The sequence below is a fragment of the Mesorhizobium sp. M0243 genome, from assembly GCF_040321775.1.
In the GTDB taxonomy this organism is placed as follows: domain Bacteria; phylum Pseudomonadota; class Alphaproteobacteria; order Rhizobiales; family Rhizobiaceae; genus Mesorhizobium.
The window spans coordinates 63,999-84,250 of sequence record NZ_JAMYSF010000026.1; the positions used below are offsets into that span (position 1 = coordinate 63,999).

18 protein-coding genes and 1 riboswitch are annotated in these 20,252 nt (G+C 63.7%); of the genes, 11 read left to right on the forward strand and 7 right to left on the reverse strand.

The window, feature by feature from the left end:
* Position 1: 1 nt before the first annotated feature.
* The 7 genes from cobG to NKJ11_RS26745 form a co-directional block, all read right to left on the reverse strand.
* On the reverse strand, positions 2-1,513 hold the full coding sequence (cobG, locus tag NKJ11_RS26715) for a precorrin-3B synthase (protein WP_352794689.1): 1,512 nt from the start codon (positions 1,511-1,513) through the stop codon (positions 2-4).
* Positions 1,510-5,223, reverse strand: coding sequence for a cobaltochelatase subunit CobN (locus tag NKJ11_RS26720; RefSeq protein WP_352794690.1), 3,714 nt, complete (start codon positions 5,221-5,223; stop codon positions 1,510-1,512). Before NKJ11_RS26720 ends, cobG begins: the two co-directional genes overlap by 4 nt.
* 18 nt (positions 5,224-5,241) lie before the next feature.
* Positions 5,242-6,294 carry a cobalamin biosynthesis protein CobW gene (cobW, locus tag NKJ11_RS26725; protein ID WP_352612425.1) on the reverse strand — a complete coding sequence of 351 codons (1,053 nt, stop codon included), beginning with the start codon at positions 6,292-6,294 and terminating at the stop codon, positions 5,242-5,244.
* Positions 6,295-6,296: 2 nt separating this feature from the next.
* A complete protein-coding gene (locus NKJ11_RS26730) occupies positions 6,297-6,725 on the reverse strand; it encodes a DUF1636 family protein (RefSeq protein WP_352439823.1) in 429 nt (142 codons plus the stop codon).
* A gap of 38 nt (positions 6,726-6,763) precedes the next feature.
* Positions 6,764-6,967, reverse strand: a riboswitch (cobalamin riboswitch).
* A 45-nt stretch (positions 6,968-7,012) separates the two neighbouring features.
* The gene (locus NKJ11_RS26735) at positions 7,013-7,309 is read right to left on the reverse strand and encodes a hypothetical protein (protein ID WP_352612427.1); all 297 of its coding nucleotides are present in this window, start codon (positions 7,307-7,309) and stop codon (positions 7,013-7,015) included.
* A 29-nt stretch (positions 7,310-7,338) separates the two neighbouring features.
* Positions 7,339-8,016 carry a DUF6348 family protein gene (locus tag NKJ11_RS26740; protein ID WP_352794691.1) on the reverse strand — a complete coding sequence of 226 codons (678 nt, stop codon included), beginning with the start codon at positions 8,014-8,016 and terminating at the stop codon, positions 7,339-7,341.
* A 51-nt stretch (positions 8,017-8,067) separates the two neighbouring features.
* Complete coding sequence (locus NKJ11_RS26745) at positions 8,068-9,276, reverse strand: winged helix-turn-helix domain-containing protein (protein WP_352794692.1); 1,209 nt, start codon at positions 9,274-9,276, stop codon at positions 8,068-8,070.
* 331 nt (positions 9,277-9,607) lie between these two features.
* Between NKJ11_RS26745 and NKJ11_RS26750 the strand changes: the two genes are divergently transcribed.
* The 11 genes from NKJ11_RS26750 (at position 9,608) to NKJ11_RS26800 (ending at position 20,252) form a co-directional block, all read left to right on the forward strand.
* The gene (locus NKJ11_RS26750) at positions 9,608-9,973 is read left to right on the forward strand and encodes an NADH-quinone oxidoreductase subunit A (RefSeq protein WP_010910112.1); all 366 of its coding nucleotides are present in this window, start codon (positions 9,608-9,610) and stop codon (positions 9,971-9,973) included.
* Entirely contained in the window at positions 9,964-10,545 is a 582-nt protein-coding gene (locus tag NKJ11_RS26755) for a NuoB/complex I 20 kDa subunit family protein (RefSeq protein WP_013531090.1), read from the forward strand. The genes NKJ11_RS26750 and NKJ11_RS26755 overlap by 10 nt, the downstream gene beginning before the upstream one ends.
* Before the next feature lie 4 nt (positions 10,546-10,549).
* Positions 10,550-11,152: an NADH-quinone oxidoreductase subunit C gene (locus NKJ11_RS26760; RefSeq protein ID WP_127293230.1), complete on the forward strand. Its 603-nt coding sequence runs from the start codon at positions 10,550-10,552 to the stop codon at positions 11,150-11,152.
* Positions 11,153-12,343: an NADH-quinone oxidoreductase subunit D gene (locus tag NKJ11_RS26765; RefSeq protein WP_352632380.1), complete on the forward strand. Its 1,191-nt coding sequence runs from the start codon at positions 11,153-11,155 to the stop codon at positions 12,341-12,343.
* Positions 12,344-13,624, forward strand: a complete 1,281-nt coding sequence (locus tag NKJ11_RS26770; RefSeq protein WP_352612434.1) for an NADH-quinone oxidoreductase subunit E — start codon at positions 12,344-12,346, stop codon at positions 13,622-13,624.
* Positions 13,625-13,634: 10 nt separating this feature from the next.
* Positions 13,635-14,939, forward strand: coding sequence for an NADH-quinone oxidoreductase subunit NuoF (gene nuoF, locus NKJ11_RS26775; protein WP_352794693.1), 1,305 nt, complete (start codon positions 13,635-13,637; stop codon positions 14,937-14,939).
* A 71-nt stretch (positions 14,940-15,010) separates the two neighbouring features.
* Positions 15,011-15,700 (forward strand): helix-hairpin-helix domain-containing protein, encoded by a 690-nt coding sequence (locus NKJ11_RS26780; protein WP_352794694.1) that lies wholly within the window; start codon positions 15,011-15,013, stop codon positions 15,698-15,700.
* 73 nt (positions 15,701-15,773) lie between these two features.
* Positions 15,774-17,855: an NADH-quinone oxidoreductase subunit NuoG gene (nuoG, locus tag NKJ11_RS26785; RefSeq protein WP_352794695.1), complete on the forward strand. Its 2,082-nt coding sequence runs from the start codon at positions 15,774-15,776 to the stop codon at positions 17,853-17,855.
* A gap of 2 nt (positions 17,856-17,857) precedes the next feature.
* Positions 17,858-18,901: an NADH-quinone oxidoreductase subunit NuoH gene (gene nuoH / locus NKJ11_RS26790; RefSeq protein WP_352794696.1), complete on the forward strand. Its 1,044-nt coding sequence runs from the start codon at positions 17,858-17,860 to the stop codon at positions 18,899-18,901.
* Entirely contained in the window at positions 18,901-19,392 is a 492-nt protein-coding gene (gene nuoI / locus NKJ11_RS26795) for an NADH-quinone oxidoreductase subunit NuoI (protein WP_023812382.1), read from the forward strand. Before nuoH ends, nuoI begins: the two co-directional genes overlap by 1 nt.
* Positions 19,393-19,631: 239 nt before the next feature.
* A complete protein-coding gene (locus tag NKJ11_RS26800) occupies positions 19,632-20,252 on the forward strand; it encodes an NADH-quinone oxidoreductase subunit J (protein ID WP_023812381.1) in 621 nt (206 codons plus the stop codon).

A 20,252-nucleotide genomic window follows, 5' to 3' on the forward strand; every position in this document is an offset into this window, starting at 1 on the left:
CTCATTTCCGTTTTTCAGTTTGGGCCTGTCGGTAAGCCTCGGCGACACCGGCCGGTCCGAGCCTTGCCAGGCAAGCGGCGGCGGTTTCGCCTTGATATCGTGTGCTGCGGATCATTGCCGCGACGCGGCTGATGCCGCGCGCGGCGTCATAGCCCGGCCTGTAGCCCGCAGGAAGGGCCTTTGCCGTCGCGTTCACGACAAGTCCGGCTCCGTTTTCGCCGCCGACTATCGCTAGGGCTGTCGGGCCGGGATGGGCGCAGCCCTTGGCGCATCCGGAAATGTGCAGGGTGAGGTCTGGGATGTCGGCAGTTTCAGCGGCAATCGTCTCGGCAATGTCGCGCGTGGCGATGCGGCCGGAGGCGCAGGCCGGTGTGCCGGGGCAAGCGGCGATGCGCGTGCGCGGGTCGGTGGGGGCGGTGACGAAGCCGAGGGTGGCGGCGGTGTGCTGAAGGGTTTGGTTGGCGGCGGTTGGTTGACCAAGGAAAAGCAGGGCACGGCCGGGGGCGAGGCGGATTTCGGTGGTGCCGAGGGTGAGGGCACTCTGGGCGAGAGAGATGATTTTGTCCGCCGGCATGCTGCCGTAGGGGAGGGCGATGCCGAGGGCGTGGTCGGTCGATAAAGAGAAAAGACCGATAGGTCGGCGATCCTGCACACCCCCCTCTGTCCTGCCGGACATCTCCCCCGCAAGGGGGGAGATTGAGCCGTCATCGGCGCTTTCGCCAATTGCCGACGTCACGTCCACCGCCGATGTTGCAGGACGAGAGCCGGCGTCGGAACTGCCGATCTCCCCCCTTGCGGGGGAGATGTCCGGCAGGACAGAGGGGGGTGTGACGGAGTGCCAACCTGCGAGAGAGGCCAATTGGCGGTCCGTCAAATCCCTCGCATGCGCCTCCCGACTCTTCTCGGCAATCATCCTGAGCACCGCAACGGCAATATCGCGCGCTACATCGTCATCGACCGTCGCAAGCGGCCTCGCGCTTTGGCCGTCACCTGAAACAGACACAGCCCACAGCACGCCAGCGCTGGCCCGCACCGCCTTCAGCCGCACATCGGCCGTCACCGCATCCATGGTCAACTGCCCACCGCCATCGACAATCACGGAAACCTTCGGCCCGAGCCGTTGCGTCAGCCCAGCCTCGTCAATCGCAGCCCTGATCCGCTCAGCCAGCGGCTTGGGATCGGCAATCTCTTGCGGATCGATGCCGGCCAGCGGCCCGGTCTCGACCGGCACGCCGGTGCGCACCGCGATATCAAGCGCATCGACCTCCGCCGCCAGCAACGCCGCGCTGTCCGCCGTCAGCCCGCGTATCTGCAGGCTGCCGCGCGCGGTGACTTCCATGATGCCGTTGCCATGCCGCAAAGCCGATTCGGCTAACCCGATCAAAAGCTTCGGCGACAATCCTCCAGAAGACGGGCCTCCAACAACCGGGTTGAGCCGCACCAAAAGCCCGTCGCCGGTTTGCATTGGCGCCGACAAAGCCGGGCAGGCGCCGCGACGCGAGAAGGCGTTCATGCCGCCACCCCAAGCGCTTCTGCCTCGGCAACCAGGGCGGCGAGGTCGTCGTCGATGGAATTGCGCAAGGGGTGCCACAGGCCACGCCGGCGCGCCGACAGGAAGCGCTCGGCGATGACTTTGGCAGCGGCGGGGTTCTCGCGCAGGATGAAGGCGCGGACCAGTGGATCGCCGAGATAGGCGTCATGAACCGCCTCGATCAGCGTGCCCGATATGGCATGCGTGGTTTCGGCAAAGGCGACCAGCCGGTCGACGGTTTCGGCAAATTCGGAGGCGCCACGCGGGCCGTGACGCATTTGTCCCGTTATGAAGCGAGGATTGACGGCGCGGGCGCGCACCACCCGCGATACGGCTTCGCTGACCGAGCGCGGCTTCGGCTTTTGCGGGTCCGTGGTGTCGAGCACGATGACGTCGGCATTCCTGCCGAGCGTCGCCAAGGCAGCCGAAAAGCCGCCGATGAAGGCGACGTCGGCGGAACCTTCGAGGATGTCGCGACCGGGGTCGTCGCCGGTGTGGACGAGAAGATCGGCCTCGGCGATGCGGTCCTCGAAGGCGCCGGGCGCAGAGACGCCTTCGCCTTCTGCGCCGCCATAGGCATGCGAGGTCGCGTCGAGATAGGCGCGGCCGACCTCTTCGCGCACTCCCCAGTCACCGCTGGACAAAAGATCCTCGACGCCGGCGCCATAGGTGCCGGGCGAGGTGCCGAAGATGCGCGGGCTGAGCTTGCCGTCGGCACGGGTTTTGGCTGCGAGCGGGTTTTCCGAATCCTCCTCGTCGCGGACGGCAACGGCGTTGGCGGCGGCATCGATCAGCGCGATCTGGGTCGGGAACATGTCACGGAACAGGCCTGATATGCGCCAGGTGACATCGACGCGCGGCCGGCCGAGTGCGGCGGGAGGCAATACCTCGATGCCGGTGATGCGGCCGGTCGCCGAATCCCATTGCGGCCGGCAGCCCATCAGCGCCAATCCTTGCGCGATCTCCTCGCCGCCGGTGCGCAGTGAGGCCGAGCCCCAGAGATCGATGACCAGCGAGCGCGGCCAGTCGCCATGCGATTGCATGTAGCCGCGCACCACTTCCTCCGCCGCTGCCTTGCCCAGATCATAGGCGGTCGGCGTCGGCATGGTGCGCGGGTCCGAGGTGAACAAATTGCGGCCGGTGGGCAGAACGTCCGAGCGACCCCGCGCGGGCGCGCCGGCCGGGCCGGCCTTGACGTGGCGGCCATCGAGTGCGGCGAGCAGCGCCGCCTTCTCGGCTGCCGCACTCTGGCGCCGCATGGCGTCGGGCTCGTCCTCAGGGGCGCGGCCATAGATATGCAGCCCGTCCTTGATGGCAAAATCCTTGAGGTCGCAGAGCCAGGCGTCGATGCGGCGCAACGCTTCGTCGGGCGCGTCGGTCGTGGCGACGCCGGCTTCGGAAGCGAGGCCGGTCTTCTGCGCCGTCTCGACGATCAGCTTGGCAAGGCGGTCGCGGCGGCGGCGGTCGAGCCCGTCGGCCTGGGCGTATTCGTCGACCAACCGTTCCAGCTTGTGCTGGTTCTCGTCCAGCTCGGCATCGGTCAGTGGCGGCGGCAGGTGGCCAAGGGTGACGGCGGCAATGCGCCGCTTGGCCTGCGCCGCTTCGCCGGGGTTGGAGACGATGAAGGGATAGATGACGGGCATGGCGCCGGTGACGATCTCGGGAAAGCAGTTCTCCGAAAGCGCAACGGTCTTGCCCGGCAGCCACTCCAGCGTGCCATGCGCGCCGACATGGACGAGCGCATGGACGCCGAGCGATTTGCGCAGCCACAGGCCGAAGGCGATCAGCGCATGGCGCGGCGGGAGCGTCGGGTCGTGGTAGTCGGCGCGGCGGTCGACGGAGCGGCCGCGGTCTGGGGCGAGGGCGACCGTGATGTTGCCGAAGGTGGCAGCGCGGAAGGGGAAGCTTTGGCGCGAGGCGCCCCCCTCTGTCCCGCCGGACATCTCCCCCGCAAGGGGGGAGATTGAGCTCTCATTGCCGCTTTCGCCAGCTACGAACGTCGCAGAATGAGCGCCGATGGCGGAACTGCCGATCTCCCTCCTTGCGGGGGAGATGTCCGGCAGGACAGAGGGGGGGGCCTCGCACAAACCTATCTCATATTCAGCCTTCCAAGCTGCATCTACGGCAGCAATTGCTGCAGACGGCAATGCCTTCGAGAACTCCACATAATCCCTCAAGGCCAAGCCATGCCCGCCCTGGCCCAGCCGCGCCAGCAACTCACGCGGCGTTTGCGGAATCCCCTCAACGACATAGCCCTGTTCGCTGAGGTCCTGCAGCATGGCCAGCACGCTGGACGGGACATCCAAACCCACGGCGTAGCCGGTGCGGCCGGGGGCACTGGGATAATCCGGCATCAGGATGGCCAGCTTGCGTTCGGCGCGGGCTGTCTCCTGCAGGCGGATAAAGGCCGCGACGCGGTCAGCCACTTGCGCCACACGATCCGGTTCCGGCCGGTTGGCAAAGGCGCGGTGGCCAAGTGCTGGATCGATCTCGCTCTCGCCCTTAAAGGAAATGGCGCCGGCCAGGATGCGGCCGTCGAGTTCGGGCAGCACGACATGCATGGCGAGGTCGGCGGGCGCCAGGCCGCGCTGGTTGGTCTCCCAGACGTCGCGGCGGGTGGTGGCGACGATGACCTGGAAGACGGGCACGCCGGCGCGGTCGAACAGGGTCTCATTGCCGGGTTCGGCGCCGGACGCGAAAGCGGTCGCGGTGATGATGGCGGCGGGTTTCAGCGAGGCGAGTGCTGTTTCCACGAAGGCCAGGGATGCGGGGTCCTTGAGGCTGGAGACGAAGATTGGGACCGGATTGATGCCGCGCTGGCGGAGCGCTTCGAAAAGCGCATCGATGGGCGCGACATCGGCGGCCAATAGCATCGAGCGATAGAACAGGATGGGGATGATAGGAGCGTTGACGTTGTCAGCGTCGAGTTCCTTCACACCCCCCTCTGTCCTGCCGGACATCTCCCCCGCAAGGGGGGAGATTGCGCTGTCATTGGAGATTTCGCCAATTGTCGAGGTTGCGGACGCGTCAGCTTCTAATGAAACGGGAAAAGAGCCGGCTTTGATGCAGTCCGATCTCCCCCCTTGCGGGGGAGATGTCCGGCAGGACAGAGGGGGGTGTGAAGGATCACCAACGACCCCAAGTCCTGGCTCATAAAACCCGGCTTTCGGCACTGGAACCGGCTCTGCTACGTCCGCATCCGATCCAGCCAGCCCCGCCAATCTCCGCACCAGCGCGCTCATATTCGCCGGGCCGCCCTCGCGGAAATAGTCGAGCAGGCCATCGAGCTCCTCGCGCGGCAGCGTCGAGGCTTCGATCAGGCGCAGATCCTCGTCGCGGCATTCGCCGGGCAGCAGCGCCAGCTTTATGCCGTGTGCGCGAGCGGTCGAGGCAAGCTGGTCGCAGCCGTAGCGCCACCAGTCGTAGCCGCCGAGGATGCGCACGAGGATGACCTTGGCGTGGCGGGCGACGCTGTCGACCCAGAGGTCGACGGACATGGGATGGCGCAGGTCACGCAGGGCAGCCAGCCGCATCGAGGGCAGGCGGCCGGCATCGGCCTTCCAGGCTGCCGCCAGTCCGGCGAGGTCGCTGTCGGTGAAGGACAGGGCCACGATATCCGCCGGCGTCTGCCGCAGATCGACCGGCTCGGCGAGGTCGTCGAGCGAGGCGGATGTCGTGGTGAGGATGTGCATCGCAACCCGTGTCCGAGATCAGCCGGCGAGTATACGCTCGATCGCCGGGCGGTTCAGCCCCTTCAGGCCGATGACGACGAGACGCGAGCGGCGGTCGTCCTGCGCGGTCCAGGCGCGGTCATAGTAATGATTGACGCGCGGCCCGACGGCCTGCAGCAAGAGCCGCATCGGCTTGCCACCGACCTCGACGAAGCCTTTTACACGCAGCACGTTTTCTTCTTCGGCGACTGTGGCGACACGCTTTGCCAGTTCATCGGGATTGGCGATCGAGGCAATGTCGACAATGAACGTGTCGAAGTCGTCATGCTCATGGTCGAATGCGCCGTCATGGTGGGACTTGCGGTTTTCGATGTCGTCCTCGACGGCGAGACCGAGCCCGAGCAGCACGGAGGGATCGACCTTGCCATGCGACGTCGGCACGATCTTCACGGCGCGGGCGGAGTGTTCGCCAATGATGGCGTTGGCGCGGGCGGTGCCGGCGGCGTCCATCAGGTCGCTTTTCGACAGGATGATCAGGTCGGCGCAGGCGATCTGATCCTCGAACACTTCTTCCACCGGATCGTCATGGTCGAGCGTCTCGTCCCCGGCGCGCTGCGCCTGCAAAGCATCCATGTCGTTGGCGACGCGGCCTTCGGCCAATGCCGGCCCGTCGACCACGGCGATGACGCCGTCGACTGTGACGCGGCTCTTTACGCTCGGCCATTGAAACGCCTGGACCAGCGGCTTGGGCAGCGCCAGGCCCGAAGTCTCGATCAGGATGTGGTCGACCCTCGGCGTCAGCGCGAGGATCTTGTCGAGCGCCGGGACGAAATCGTCGGCGACGGTGCAGCAGATGCAGCCATTGGCCAGTTCGACGATGTTTTCCTCCGGGCAGGTGTCTATGCCGCAGCCCTTGAGGATCTCGCCATCGATGCCGATGTCGCCGAATTCGTTGACAATGATGGCAATGCGCTTGCCGCCGGCGTTTTCCAGGAGATGGCGGACCAGCGTCGTCTTGCCGGCGCCGAGGAAGCCGGTGACGACGGTGCAGGGAACGCGGGAGAGGTTCGCAGGCGAATCTGGGGCAGTCATGGTCAATCCTTCAGCAGGTCTAAGGGAGGGATGCGGGCAACGAGGCCACGCTTCAGGCTATCGGGGCGGCCGCGCCATGGAATCAGGCCGTCCTTCGAGGTGGCGAAGAGCTTGGCGCCTGTCACGAGGTCGGCGCCGCTGGTCGTGGTCAGGTCGCCGAAGACATAGCTCCAGCACCCGTCGCGCAGGATGGCGGCGCTGAGGCGGCGCTTGCAATTGCCGAGGCATTCGACGCTGCGGATGCGGATGTCGTCGCCGGATGCGGCGCGGCGCGTGTCGTCCGCCAGCAATTCGCCGGCGCGGGGATGAGCGTCGGCGCCGGTCTCATCGCGGCAGGAGGCGCAGACGATGATGGTGACGCCGGCCAAGGCATCATCATGGCCGGACGAAATATCCGCTGTGCCAGCCGAAAAACTGCTGTCGTGGTCCAAGATCGGGCTCCTTGCCCGGAAACCCGCCGGGCGATCGGATTCTAAAGTCGCAGACGGCAGGTCTCCTGGCTCGCGGGTCATCGCCTTGGTAGCCGCCTTCCCGGGAACTCCCCAGTGGCTTTCGGCCTTGGCTCTTCGCTTACAGTTGCGGGGACAGCCGCGGATTTGGGATTTTGCCCCGCACCGCATTCCCTCTTAGCTCTTGCCGTTGCGGGCAAGAGACCATCTGAACCGGATTTAGGCTTTTGCGGGCAGCGGTGTCAACGCAACGCAGGGGCAATCTGAAATCAGGGGCGGGGACGCTTCACTACCACTGACCGCTCTTCGCGAATGCCATCTTCGTTGTTGGGATCAGGAAAAGCTGTAACGAAAGCCGTCAGAAGGATATCTCCATCTTGCCGGTCCAGCCATCCGGCGCTGTCACCCACATCGAAGTAAATGCCATCAACTTTGAAGCCAAATGTGTCTCCAGCAGGTCTAGGGTAGCGTTTTCGGATTGCCTGCGCATGTACGTCCCATGAAAAGGACGAAATCCTATCGAGGCACTCCTGCACCTCTTGGGTCAGCCTGGCTTTGATATCCATTGTTTATCCGCTAGCCTGTGTACGTTGGCTCAATTGTTATCTCCCGGCAACGCAAGGATGACCTGACGCAGCGCCTGGTACCCGTCGCCGTGGTGCCAGTCCTGATCAACGAGGAGCTCTTGACCTTCCGGCCAAGTTTCGTTGTCCAGGAGAATTTCGTTGCCGACCAGTGCTCCGCCATAGCTCGCCAGGAATATCCGGATGAAATGACTGCCAGGGCGAACCTTAGCCGTGAACAGTTTTTCCAAGCGGGCATAAAACGCTGGATATGTCCGGTTGAGAGTGCATTCCACTGCAGCCTGTGTGATCACAGGTCCACCGTAGATCTTCCAGCCAGCATCATTCCGTTGCCAGAATGCAATCTGGGCTTGCATGTTCTCGCAAACATGCTCCGCAAGGCCCTCGATCAGCACATGAAATACACCGATCAGGAATTTTCCGAATGCTTGGAAAATCGCCTGTTCACGCGTGTCGCCCAGTCCAACAAAAGATTCGATGACCGGCTGAGTGCCTAGCAACGGTGAGAAGACGTAGATTTCGAGAACAAGCCTGCGACCCGAGCCTGACGGCTCCTTGTCGAAAACTTGGGCTTCAAAGCGCAGGTCTTCCAGTCCAATCCAGACATCGTTCTGTCCACGGATGGCGCTGATCCCATGCGCAATCAACGCTTCGTGGATCAGGTCGAGAACCTCTTGCGATGCCATCATTGAACCTAGGCCGACAAAACTCCCTCAAACGGCTGCAGCCGACGGCTGATGTCAAGAGCGCCCGTCGCTGATCACGCTCAGCAGCGCCGGACCCAAATCCCCGGCAGGCGTCACTTCGATGCGTTCGAGTCCGAGCCAGCCCTGCATCTGCTTCAATTCCTCGAACAGCTCTGCAGCGGTTTCAGGCGGTGCACCGGGCTCCGCATAGGCCGCATGGACGCGCAGTATGCTGGCCGGACGGTCGGCCTTGAGGTCGACGCGTGCCACGATCCTGTCGCCGAGCAGGAACGGCAGGACATAATAGCCATATTGCCGCTTGTCGGCCGGCGTGTAGATCTCGATGCGGTAGTGGAAATCGAACAGCCGCTCGGTGCGCGACCGCTCGAAGACGACCGGATCGAACGGCGCCAGCAGGGCGCGGGCCTCGACTTTGCGCGGCAGGCGGGCGTCTTTATGAAGATAGGCCGGCTTGTCCCAACCTTCGACACGCACCGGCAGCAGCTCGCCCGTTTCAACCAGTTCCTCCAGCCGGCCCTTCATGTCGGCCGGCGACAGGCGGAAATAGTCGCGCAGGTCGCCTGAAGTCGCCACGCCGTGGGCGCGGGCAGAAATGCGCAGCAATTCGCGGTGCGCGTCCTCAGGCGTCGGCACTGGAAGGTCGAGGATCGCCTGCGGCAGCACGCGTTCGGGCAGGTCATAGAAGCGCTCGAAACCGCGGCGGTGCGCCGTGGTGATGCGCCCGGCCCAGAACAGCCATTCGAAGGCGTGCTTGGCATGGCTCCAGCCCCACCAGCCGCCCGAGCCTTTCTGGCCTTCGAGCGCGGAAGCGGCGATCGGGCCGCGCTCGGCGACCTGGCGGTAGATCTCTTCGATGTAGGCGGCGTGCTCGCGGCCCCATTTGGCGAGGCCCAGATACATTTCGTCGCCGCGCTCGGCGCGCTGCATGCGCCAGCGCATCAGCGGGTATGTCTCGACCGGCAGGAAGGAGGCCTCGTGCCCCCAGTATTCGAAAACCGTGCGCTTGCGCGTCACGGCCGCGTTGTCGAGCAGCGAGAACGGGTAGGGGCCAAGGCGCGAATAGAGCGGCATATAATGAGCGCGCACCACCGCGCTGACGGAATCGATCTGCAGCAGGCCGGTGCGGGAGAGGGTGCGGGCAAAATGTCGGCGGTCAGGCGTGCCGGTCGGGCGGGGATCGAGAAACCCCTGGGCGGCAAGCGCGATGCGACGGGCCGTGGGGAGCGAGATCTTTTCCTTCATGCAGGCATCACTTTGAAGTGTTTTGACCGAGGGTCGAATGGCTGATTCCAACCCATGCTAGCAGGGTTTTGGCGGCATCCATGTCAGGAGAGAAAAGTGGAGTAAAAAGCGAAGGAAATCAAACAGGAGCGGATCGGACCAGTTTGCCGCGATATGCCGTCCAGGTCGGTGTTTTGAACAAGGTTTGACTTGCTTCGCTGGAAGTGCTGCGCTAACCCTCGCCGCGTTGCAGCATAGGCCCTTAAAACGGTTCAGCGGTTAAACTGTCACGCTTCCGCATTAGGGTCCGGTGCTGTAATCAAAGTGGATTGGCGCCAACGGAAAGCCGAGCATGAACGCACTCTTGAGCTCATACCTGCCCATCGTCCTGTTCATAGGCGTGGCGCTGGTTGTCGGCCTGGCGTTGCTGGCCGCACCCTTCCTGGTGGCCTATCGCAATCCCGATCCCGAAAAGCTTTCCGCCTACGAGTGCGGTTTCAACTCGTTCGACGACGCGCGCATGAAGTTCGACATCCGTTTCTACCTGGTGTCGATCCTGTTCATCATCTTCGACCTGGAAGTGGCCTTCCTGTTTCCGTGGGCGGTGTCGTTTTCGAAGATCGGCATGCTCGGTTTCTGGTCGATGATGGTGTTTTTGGCGGTGCTGACCATCGGCTTTGCCTATGAATGGAAAAAAGGAGCGCTGGAATGGGATTGAACGACAGTTCAGGCACCCTCGTCGCGCCGAAGCCCAAGGGTATTATCGATCCCAACACCGGCAGGCCGGTGGGGGAGGACGATCCCTTCTTCCTCGAGATCAACAATGAGTTGGCCGACAAGGGCTTTTTGGTCACTTCGACCGAGGCGCTCATCACCTGGGCGCGCAGCGGGTCGCTGATGTTCATGACGTTCGGCCTCGCTTGCTGCGCGGTCGAGATGATCCACACCTCGATGCCACGCTATGATTCGGAGCGGTTCGGCGTCGCGCCGCGTGCGTCCCCGCGCCAGTCCGACATCATGATCGTCGCCGGCACGCTGACCAACAAGATGGCGCCGGCGCTGCGCAAGGTCTACGACCAGATGCCGGAACCGCGCTACGTCATCTCGATGGGCTCCTGCGCCAATGGCGGCGGCTACTACCATTATTCCTATTCGGTGGTGCGCGGCTGCGACCGCATCGTGCCGGTCGACATCTATGTGCCCGGCTGTCCGCCGAGCGCCGAAGCGTTGCTGTACGGCATTCTTCTGCTGCAGAAGAAAATCCGCCGCACCGGCACGATCGAACGGTAAATCCATGACCGCATCCCTGAGCGAACTGTCGACCTATCTCGGCGAGAAGCTGCCTGGCCGCTTCAGTGACGGGGTGCTTGCCTATGGCGAGCTTACCGTTCACGTCGAGCCGCGCGATCTGGTCGAGGTGATGACCTTCCTGCGCGACGATGCGCGCTGCCAGTTCATCTCGATCATCGACGTCTGCGGCGCCGACTATCCGTCGCGGGCCAAGCGCTTCGACGTCGTCTATCATCTGTTGTCGCCGAAGCAGAATGTGCGCATCCGCGTCAAGGTGCAGGCCGACGAGGAAACCATGGTGCCGTCGATCACCGGCGTGTTCCCCGGCGCCGACTGGTTCGAGCGCGAGACCTACGATCTCTACGGCGTGCTGTTTTCGGGCCATCCCGATCTGCGTCGCCTGCTGACCGACTACGGTTTCGAAGGCCATCCGCTACGCAAGGATTTCCCGCTGACCGGATTCGTCGAGGTGCGTTACGACGACGAGGCCAAGCGCGTCATCTATGAGCCGGTCGAGCTCAAGCAGGAATTCCGCAATTTCGATTTTTTGTCCCCGTGGGAAGGTACGGATTACGTGCTGCCGGGTGACGAGAAGGCAAAGCAGTAAATGGCTGAAACCTCGGTCCGCAACTTCAACATCAATTTCGGCCCGCAACACCCTGCGGCGCACGGCGTTTTGCGCCTTGTGCTGGAGCTGGACGGCGAAGTCGTCGATCGCGTCGATCCGCATATCGGGCTCTTGCATCGCGGTACCGAAAAGCTGATCGAAGCCAAAACCTATTTGCAGGCGATCCCTTATCTCGATCGGCTCGACTATTGCGCGCCGATGAACCAAGAGCACGCCTTCGCGCTCGCCGCCGAGCGCCTGCTCGGCATCGAAGTGCCGAAGCGCGGGCAGCTGATCCGCGTGCTCTATTGCGAAATCGGCCGCATCATGTCGCACATCCTCAATGTGACGACGCAGGCTATGGACGTCGGCGCGCTGACGCCGCCGCTGTGGGGCTTCGTCGAGCGCGAAAAGCTGATGGTGTTCTATGAGCGCGCCTCCGGTTCGCGCATGCATGCCGCCTATTTCCGTCCCGGCGGCGTCCATCAGGACCTGCCGCAGAAGCTGGTCGAGGACATCGGCAAGTGGATCGACCCGTTCCTGAAGTCGATCGACGACCTCGATCAGTTGCTGACCGGCAACCGCATCTTCAAGCAGCGCAATGTCGATATCGGCATCGTCTCGCTGGCGGATGCCTGGGCCTGGGGTTTTTCGGGCGTGATGGTGCGTGGCTCGGGTGCAGCCTGGGACCTGCGCAAGTCGCAGCCCTATGAATGCTATTCGGAAATGGATTTCGACATTCCGATCGGCAAGAACGGCGACTGTTTCGACCGCTACCTCGTGCGCATGGAAGAAATGCGCCAGTCGGCGAAGATCATGCGCCAGTGCGTCGATCTCCTGCTCGGCAAGGAAAGCGCCGGCCCGGTGTCGAACCTCGACGGCAAGGTGGTGCCGCCCAAGCGCCAGGCGATGAAGCGCTCGATGGAAGCGCTGATCCATCACTTCAAGCTCTACACCGAGGGTTATCGTGTACCCGCCGGCGAGGTCTATGCCGCCGTCGAAGCGCCGAAGGGCGAATTCGGCGTCTATCTGGTTTCCGACGGCTCCAACAAGCCCTACCGCTGCAAGCTGCGCGCGCCGGGTTTCGCGCATCTGCAGGCGATGGATTTCCTCTGCCGCGGCCACATGCTGGCCGACGTCACCGCCGTTCTCGGCTCCCTCGACATCGTGTTTGGTGAGGTCGATCGCTAAATGTCAGTCCGCCGTCTCGCAGAAGCCAGCGCCCAGCCAGCATCCTTCGCCTTCAACCGGGCGAATGCCGCGGCTGCGAAGCAATGGATCAAGAAATATCCGAAGGGCCGTGAGCAGTCGGCCATCATCCCGCTGCTGATGATCGCACAGGAGCAGGAAGGCTGGGTGACGAAGGCGGCGATCGAGACGATCTCCGACATGCTCGGCATGCCGCGTATCCGCGGGCTCGAGGTCGCGACCTTCTACACGCAGTACCAGCTGAATCCGGTCGGCACGCGTGCGCATATCCAGGTCTGCGGCACCACGCCCTGCATGCTGCGCGGTTCGGAAGCGCTGATGGATGTCTGCCGCTCCAGGATCCATCACGACCAGTTCCACGCCAACGACAAAGGCACCTTGTCCTGGGAAGAGGTCGAATGCCTTGGCGCCTGCGTCAACGCGCCGATGGTCATGATCTTCAAGGACACGTTCGAGGATCTGACGCCGGAACGCCTGGCTGAAATCATCGATCTCTATGACGCCGGCAAGGGTGCTTCGGTGGAACCGGGGCCGCAGAACGGCCGTACCGGCTCGGAGCCGGCCTCCGGCCTCACCACGCTGAAGAGCGAAAAGGCGATCCTCAAGTCGACCCGTGAAAGGGAAGCCAGGGAAGCGGCCAGGGCCGCCAGGGCGGCGCCCGACGCGATCATCGCAGGGCCCGTGCCGGCACCGGCTGCGGCCCCTGTCGCGCCGTCCAACACCAGCAAGCCGAAGACCGACGCCCCTGAAACCAGCCCGGCATTGAAGACGCCTTCAAAAACCAAGGTCGCGCCGACGGTTGAAAAGGCGGCGAGCGTTGCCGCCCCACTGCATTCGGCCGCCAATGCCAACAAGGCAGACTCCAAGGTCGAGCAGGTTTCCAAGCAGCGCAACGGTCCAATAACCAAGGCCGAGCCGGCATCCGCCTTCAAGGCGCCGGAGGTCAAGGTACCGGCAGCCAAGCCGGCCAAACCGTCGCTCGAGGACAAGAACCGTCCGGCCGGCATCGATAAACCGGTACAGGTCGATGACCTAAAGCTGATCTCCGGCGTCGGCCCCAAGATCGAGGGCATCCTGCATACGCTGGGCATTTTTACCTTCGCGCAGGTCGCGTCGTGGAAGAAGGCCGAACGCGAGTGGGTGGATGGCTATCTCTCTTTCCAGGGCCGCATCGATCGCGACGACTGGGTCAAGCAGGCCAAGGTGCTCGCCAAGGGTGGCGTGGCCGAATACATCCGCGTCTTCGGCAAGAAGCCGGTCTGAGGGACGAAAAATGCTCGGGGATAAAGACCGCATCTTCACCAATATCTACGGCCTGTTCGACAAGTCGCTGGCCGGCGCGATGGCACGCGGCGCCTGGGACAACACGCCCGGCATCGTTGCCAAGGGGCGCGAGTGGATCGTCAACGAGATGAAGGCGTCGGGCCTGCGCGGTCGCGGCGGCGCAGGCTTCCCGACCGGGCTCAAATGGTCGTTCATGCCCAAGCAGAGCGACGGCCGGCCGAGCTATCTCGTCATCAACGCCGACGAATCCGAGCCCGGCACCTGCAAGGACCGCGACATCCTGCGCAACGACCCGCACACGCTGGTCGAGGGCGCGCTGCTTGCCGGTTTCGCCATGGGCGCGATTGCCGCCTACATCTATGTGCGCGGTGAGTTCATCCGCGAGCGCGAGGCGCTGCAGCGCGCGATCGAGGAGGCCTACGAGGCCAAGCTGATCGGCAAGAACAACACGTCCGGCTACGATTTCGACATCTACATGCACCACGGCGCCGGCGCCTATATCTGTGGCGAGGAGACAGCGCTCCTCGAAAGCCTCGAAGGCAAGAAGGGCCAGCCCCGGCTGAAGCCGCCATTCCCTGCCAATGTCGGCCTCTATGGCTGCCCGACCACGGTCAACAATGTCGAATCGATCGCGGTTGCGCCGACCATCCTGCGCCGCGGTGCGGCCTGGTTCTCGTCCTTCGGCCGGCCCAACAATGTCGGCACCAAGCTGTTTTGCATCTCCGGCCACGTCAACAATCCGTGCACGGTCGAGGAGGCGATGTCGATCCCGTTCCGCGAGCTCATCGAGACGCATTGCGGCGGCATTCGCGGCGGCTGGGACAATCTTTTGGCGGTCATACCGGGTGGCGCCTCGGTGCCGCTGGCGCCGGCCGAGCAGATCATCGACGCGCCGATGGATTTCGACGCCTTGCGCGACCTCAAATCCGGCCTTGGAACCGCGGCTGTCATCGTCATGGACAAGTCGACCGATGTCGTGAAAGCGATTGCGCGGCTTTCCTACTTCTACAAGCACGAGAGCTGCGGCCAGTGCACGCCATGCCGCGAAGGCACCGGCTGGATGTGGCGGGTGATGGAACGGCTGGTGCGCGGCGAGGCGCAGAAGCGCGAGATCGATATGCTGCTCGACGTCACCAAGCAGATCGAGGGCCACACGATCTGCGCGCTGGGCGACGCGGCGGCATGGCCGATCCAGGGCCTGATGCGGCATTTCCGCGGCGAAGTGGAGCGGCGCATCGACGAGTTTTCGCGCAATGCGCACCGGGCGGAGCCTGTGATGGTGGCGGCGGAATAGAAGAACGTTTTATGCGGATGAAAGTCCGCAGCGAAGGGCGGGGCGAACGAAGAAACGACCAGGAGAACTCTATGGCGCCGTATTCGAACCCGCTGATGCCCAATTTGGACCAGATCGAGAAGATGAACCAGGACTTGACCAGGATGATGCCGAAGGAGATGGCCAGCGCCGTCAACCTTTTCGTGCATCCTGTGGCGGGTGCGGCGGCGATGTCGGCGCTTGGCCTCGGGCTCGCCAACCATGCTTTCGGCGTCTGGCTGGGTGCGCTTTCAGGTGCCGCAGAAGCCTGGCAGCGGCTGCTGCAGCCGATCGTCGATGATTTCGAGGCGCGCGTCGCGCAGTTCGAAGATCCAAGTCCTTCCTCCACCAAGGCACGGGCGACGGCGAAAAGCATGATTGCCGAGGCGCAGTCCTTCGCCCGGGAGGTCACCGATATTGCCGCCAAGGAAGCCGCCACTGCCGTGCCGGCCGCGAATGCCGCTCCGGCTGCGGGCGGCGCCGGCGATGCGCTGATGCCCGAGGATTTCAGGCAGCCCAACGCCATGGAGAAGCCGGCCAAACCGGCGGGTCTCAAGGCCATCTCGGGCATCGGGCCGAAGCTGGAAAAGGTTCTCAACGGCCTCGGCATCTGGACGTATGCCCAGATCGCGGCATGGACGCCGCAAGAGGTTGCCTGGGTCGAGGACTATCTGTCGCTCGGCGGCCGCATCGGCCGCGACGATTGGACAGCCCAAGCGGCGGCGCTCGCCGTCAAGAAGTGAATGAAGTGCCCGACGTGGTCTCGACCGCGTCCGGAAAAAGAGATTGCGGGAACTCCGCAGGGGTTTGAGGCGAATGGCAAAGCTCAAGGTCGACGGGAAAGAGATCACTGTACCCGACCACTACACGCTGCTGCAGGCGGCTGAAGACGCTGGCGCGGAAGTGCCGCGCTTCTGCTTCCATGAGCGGCTGTCGATCGCCGGCAATTGCCGCATGTGCCTGATCGAGGTGAAGGGCGGGCCGCCCAAGCCCCAGGCCTCCTGCGCCATGAACGTGCGCGATCTGCGTCCCGGGCCGAATGGCGAGGCGCCGGAAATCTTCACCAACACGCCGATGGTCAAGAAGGCCAGGGAAGGCGTGATGGAGTTCCTGCTGATCAACCATCCGCTGGATTGCCCGATCTGCGATCAGGGCGGCGAATGCGACCTGCAGGACCAGGCGATGGCCTTCGGCGTCGATTCCTCGCGCTATCACGAGAACAAGCGCGCGGTCGAAGACAAATACATCGGACCGCTGGTCAAGACGGTGATGAATCGCTGCATCCACTGCACGCGCTGCGTCCGCTTCACCACCGAAGTCGCCGGCATTTCCGAACTGGGCCTGATCGGCCGTGGCGAGGATGCAGAGATCACCACCTATCTCGAACAGGCGATGACCTCGGAGCTGCAGGGCAATGTCATCGACCTTTGCCCGGTCGGCGCGCTGACCTCGAAGCCATTCGCCTTCCAGGCGCGACCGTGGGAGCTGACCAAGACCGAATCCATCGACGTGATGGATGCGGTCGGCTCGGCGATTCGCGTCGATAGCCGGGGCCGCGAAGTGATGCGGATCCTGCCGCGCGTCAACGAGGCGGTGAACGAGGAGTGGATCTCCGACAAGACCCGCTTCATCTGGGACGGCCTGCGCACGCAGCGTCTCGACCGCCCCTATGTGCGCAAGGACGGCAGGCTGGTTGCCGCCAGCTGGGCCGAGGCCTTCGCCGCGATCAAGGACGCGGTGTCGCAGACGGCGCCCGAAAAGATCGGCGCTATCGCGGGCGATCTCGCCGCCGTCGAGGAAACCTATGCGCTCAAGCTGCTGATGGCTTCGCTCGGCTCGAAGAATACGGATTGCCGCCAGGATGGCGCCGCACTCGACCCGGCGCTCGGCCGTGCGAGCTACATCTTCAACCCGACCATCGAAGGCATCGAGCAGGCCGATGCGGTGCTGATCATCGGCGCCAACCCGCGCTATGAAGCCTCGGTGCTCAACGCCCGTATCCGCAAGCGCTGGCGGACCGGCAATCTGCCGGTTGGCGTCATCGGCGATGTCGGCGACACACGCTACGACTACGAACAGCTGGGCGCCGGACCGGATTCGCTGAAGGATTTGGCTGACGGCAATGGCAAGTTCTTCCAGGTGCTGAAGAAGGCGACGCATCCGCTGATCATCGTCGGCCAGGGCGCGCTGGCGCGCGCCGATGGCGCGGCCGTGCTCGGTCAGGCGGCCAAGCTCGCCGCCGCCGTCAACGCTGCCCGCGCGGATTGGAACGGCTTTGCCGTGCTGCACAATGCGGCCGGGCGCGTCGGCGGTCTCGATCTCGGCTTCGTGCCGGGCGAGGGCGGCAGAAACGTTGCCGGCATGCTGGGCGAAATGGAGCTGCTGTTCCTGCTCGGCGCCGACGAGATCGACATGGCCAAGACCGGCGGCGCCTTCGTCGTCTATATCGGCACGCATGGCGATCAGGGCGCGCACCGCGCCAATGTCATCCTGCCGGCGGCCGCCTACACGGAAAAGTCGGCCACCTATGTCAACACCGAAGGGCGTGTGCAGCAGACCAACCGCGCCGGCTTCGCGCCGGGCGAGGCGCGCGAGGACTGGGCGATCCTGCGGGCACTGTCGGATGTGCTGGGCAAGAAACTGCCGTTCGATTCGCTGCCGCAACTGCGCGCCAAGCTCTATGGCGAATACCCGCATCTGGCCCGTATCGACCAGGTCGCGGCCGGCAATGCCGAGGACATCGCTGGGGTGGCGAAGCTCGGCGGGCGGCTGAACAAGGGCACCTTTACGTCGCCGGTGACGGATTTCTACCTGACCAACCCGATCGCGCGGGCATCGGCCGTGATGGCGGAATGCTCGGCACTGGCCAAGAGCGGCTTCAAGCAGGCGGCGGAATAAGCATGGACACTTTCTTCTCCTTCTACGTGCTGCCGGCGCTGATCATTCTGCTGAAATCGGTCGTGCTGATCGTTATCCTGCTGATTTTCGTCGCCTATATCCTCTATGCCGACCGCAAGATCTGGGCGGCGGTGCAACTGCGCCGTGGCCCGAACGTCGTCGGCCCCTGGGGCACGCTGCAAGCCTTCGCCGATCTGCTGAAATTCGTCTTCAAGGAGCCGGTCATCCCGTCCGGCGCCAACAAGGGCGTGTTCCTGCTGGCGCCGCTGGTCTCGGCCGTGCTGGCGATCTCGGCCTGGGCGGTCATCCCGGTCAATCAGGGCTGGGCGATCGCCAACGTCAATGTCGGCATCCTCTACGTCTTCGCCATCTCCTCGCTCGAAGTCTATGGCGTGATCATGGGCGGCTGGGCGTCAAACTCGAAATATCCGTTCCTCGGCGCGCTGCGTTCGGCGGCTCAGATGGTGTCCTACGAAGTCTCGATCGGCTTCGTCATCGTCACTGTTCTGCTCACCGCTGGCTCGCTCAATCTGACCGATATCGTGCTGTCGCAGCATGATGGAATTGGTACGCGGCTTGGCCTGCCCAATACGTTCCTTGACTGGAACTGGCTGGCTCTGTTTCCGATGTTCATCATTTTCTTCATCTCGGCGCTGGCCGAGACGAACCGGCCGCCTTTCGATCTGGTGGAAGCCGAATCGGAACTGGTCGCCGGCCACATGGTCGAATATTCGTCGACGCCGTTCCTTTTGTTCTTCCTCGGCGAGTATGTCGCCATCGTGCTGATGTGCGCGCTGGCCACCATCCTGTTCCTCGGTGGCTGGCTGCCGCCCTTCGACTTCGCGCCGTTCACCTGGGTGCCGGGCGTCATCTGGTTCGTGCTGAAAGTCTGCTTCGTGTTCTTCGGCATCTCCATGGTGAAGGCGTTCGTGCCGCGCTACCGCTACGACCAATTGATGCGGCTTGGCTGGAAAGTGTTCCTGCCGATCTCGGTGTTCATGGTGGTCGCCACCGCGGCCTTCCTCAAGATCACGGGGTTTGCGTGATGTCCGCTCTTTCCCAAGCCGCCAAATCGCTGCTGCTGCAGGATTTCGTCAGCGCTTTCTTCCTGTCGATGCGCCAGTTCTTCGCGCCGAAAGAGACGATCAATTATCCGCACGAGAAGGGGCCGACCAGTCCGCGCTTCCGCGGCGAGCATGCGCTGCGCCGCTATCCCAATGGCGAGGAACGCTGCATCGCCTGCAAATTGTGCGAGGCGATCTGCCCGGCGCAGGCCATCACCATCGAGGCCGGCCCGCGCCGCAATGACGGCACGCGCCGCACGGTTCGCTACGACATCGACATGGTGAAGTGCATCTATTGCGGCTTCTGCCAGGAAGCCTGCCCGGTCGACGCCATCGTCGAGGGGCCGAATTTCGAATTCGCGACGGAGACGCGCGAGGAACTCTACTACGACAAGGACAAGCTGTTGGCGAATGGCGACCGGTGGGAGCGCGAACTGGCGCGCAACATCTCGCTGGACTCGCCCTACCGCTGATATTTGACGCATGGGCGGGGCAGGGGCCTCGTCCAGAGGATGATCCCGAAAAGTTGCGGACTTTTCGGACCAGATCATGCTCCGGAATACAGAGTGGCCCATGTTTCTTTCGATCGGGCCTTTCAACCCGATCGGAACATGGGCTAGGACAACGCGGCTTTGGAACCGGAGGCGGAACCAGGCCAGAGACAACAAACAGGACGAGCGTCCTGTTCGTACAGGAACCCGGGGGATCCCCAATGTTGAGTGGACTAGAGGCGGCCTTTTTCTACCTCTTCGCCTTTGTCGCGGTGGCGTCGGCGTTCATGGTCATTTCGTCGCGCAACCCCGTGCATTCGGTGCTGTTCCTGATCCTGACCTTTTTCAACGCCGCCGGCCTGTTCATGCTGACCGGGGCCGAGTTCCTGGCGATGATCCTGCTCGTCGTCTATGTCGGCGCGGTGATGGTGCTGTTTCTGTTCGTCGTCATGATGCTCGACGTCGATTTCGCCGAGATGAAGGAAGGCGCCCTGCAATATGCGCCGATCGGCGCGCTGGTCGGGCTGATCCTGGCGGCGGAGCTGATCGTCGTTCTCGGCGGCTATACGTTCGCGCCGCAGCTCGCTTCGACGGTCTCCAAGCCCATTCCGGATCTCGCCACGCGGACCAACACCGCCGCGCTCGGCGACATCCTGTATACCGACTACCTCTACTACTTCCAGATTTCGGGCCTCATCCTGCTGGTCGCCATGATTGGCGCCATCGTGCTGACGCTGCGCCATAAGCCAGGCGTCAAGCGGCAGTCGATCGCGGCCCAGGTCGGCCGCACGCCGGCGACCGGCATGGAAATCCGCAAGGTCAAGACAGGCGAGGGACTCTGA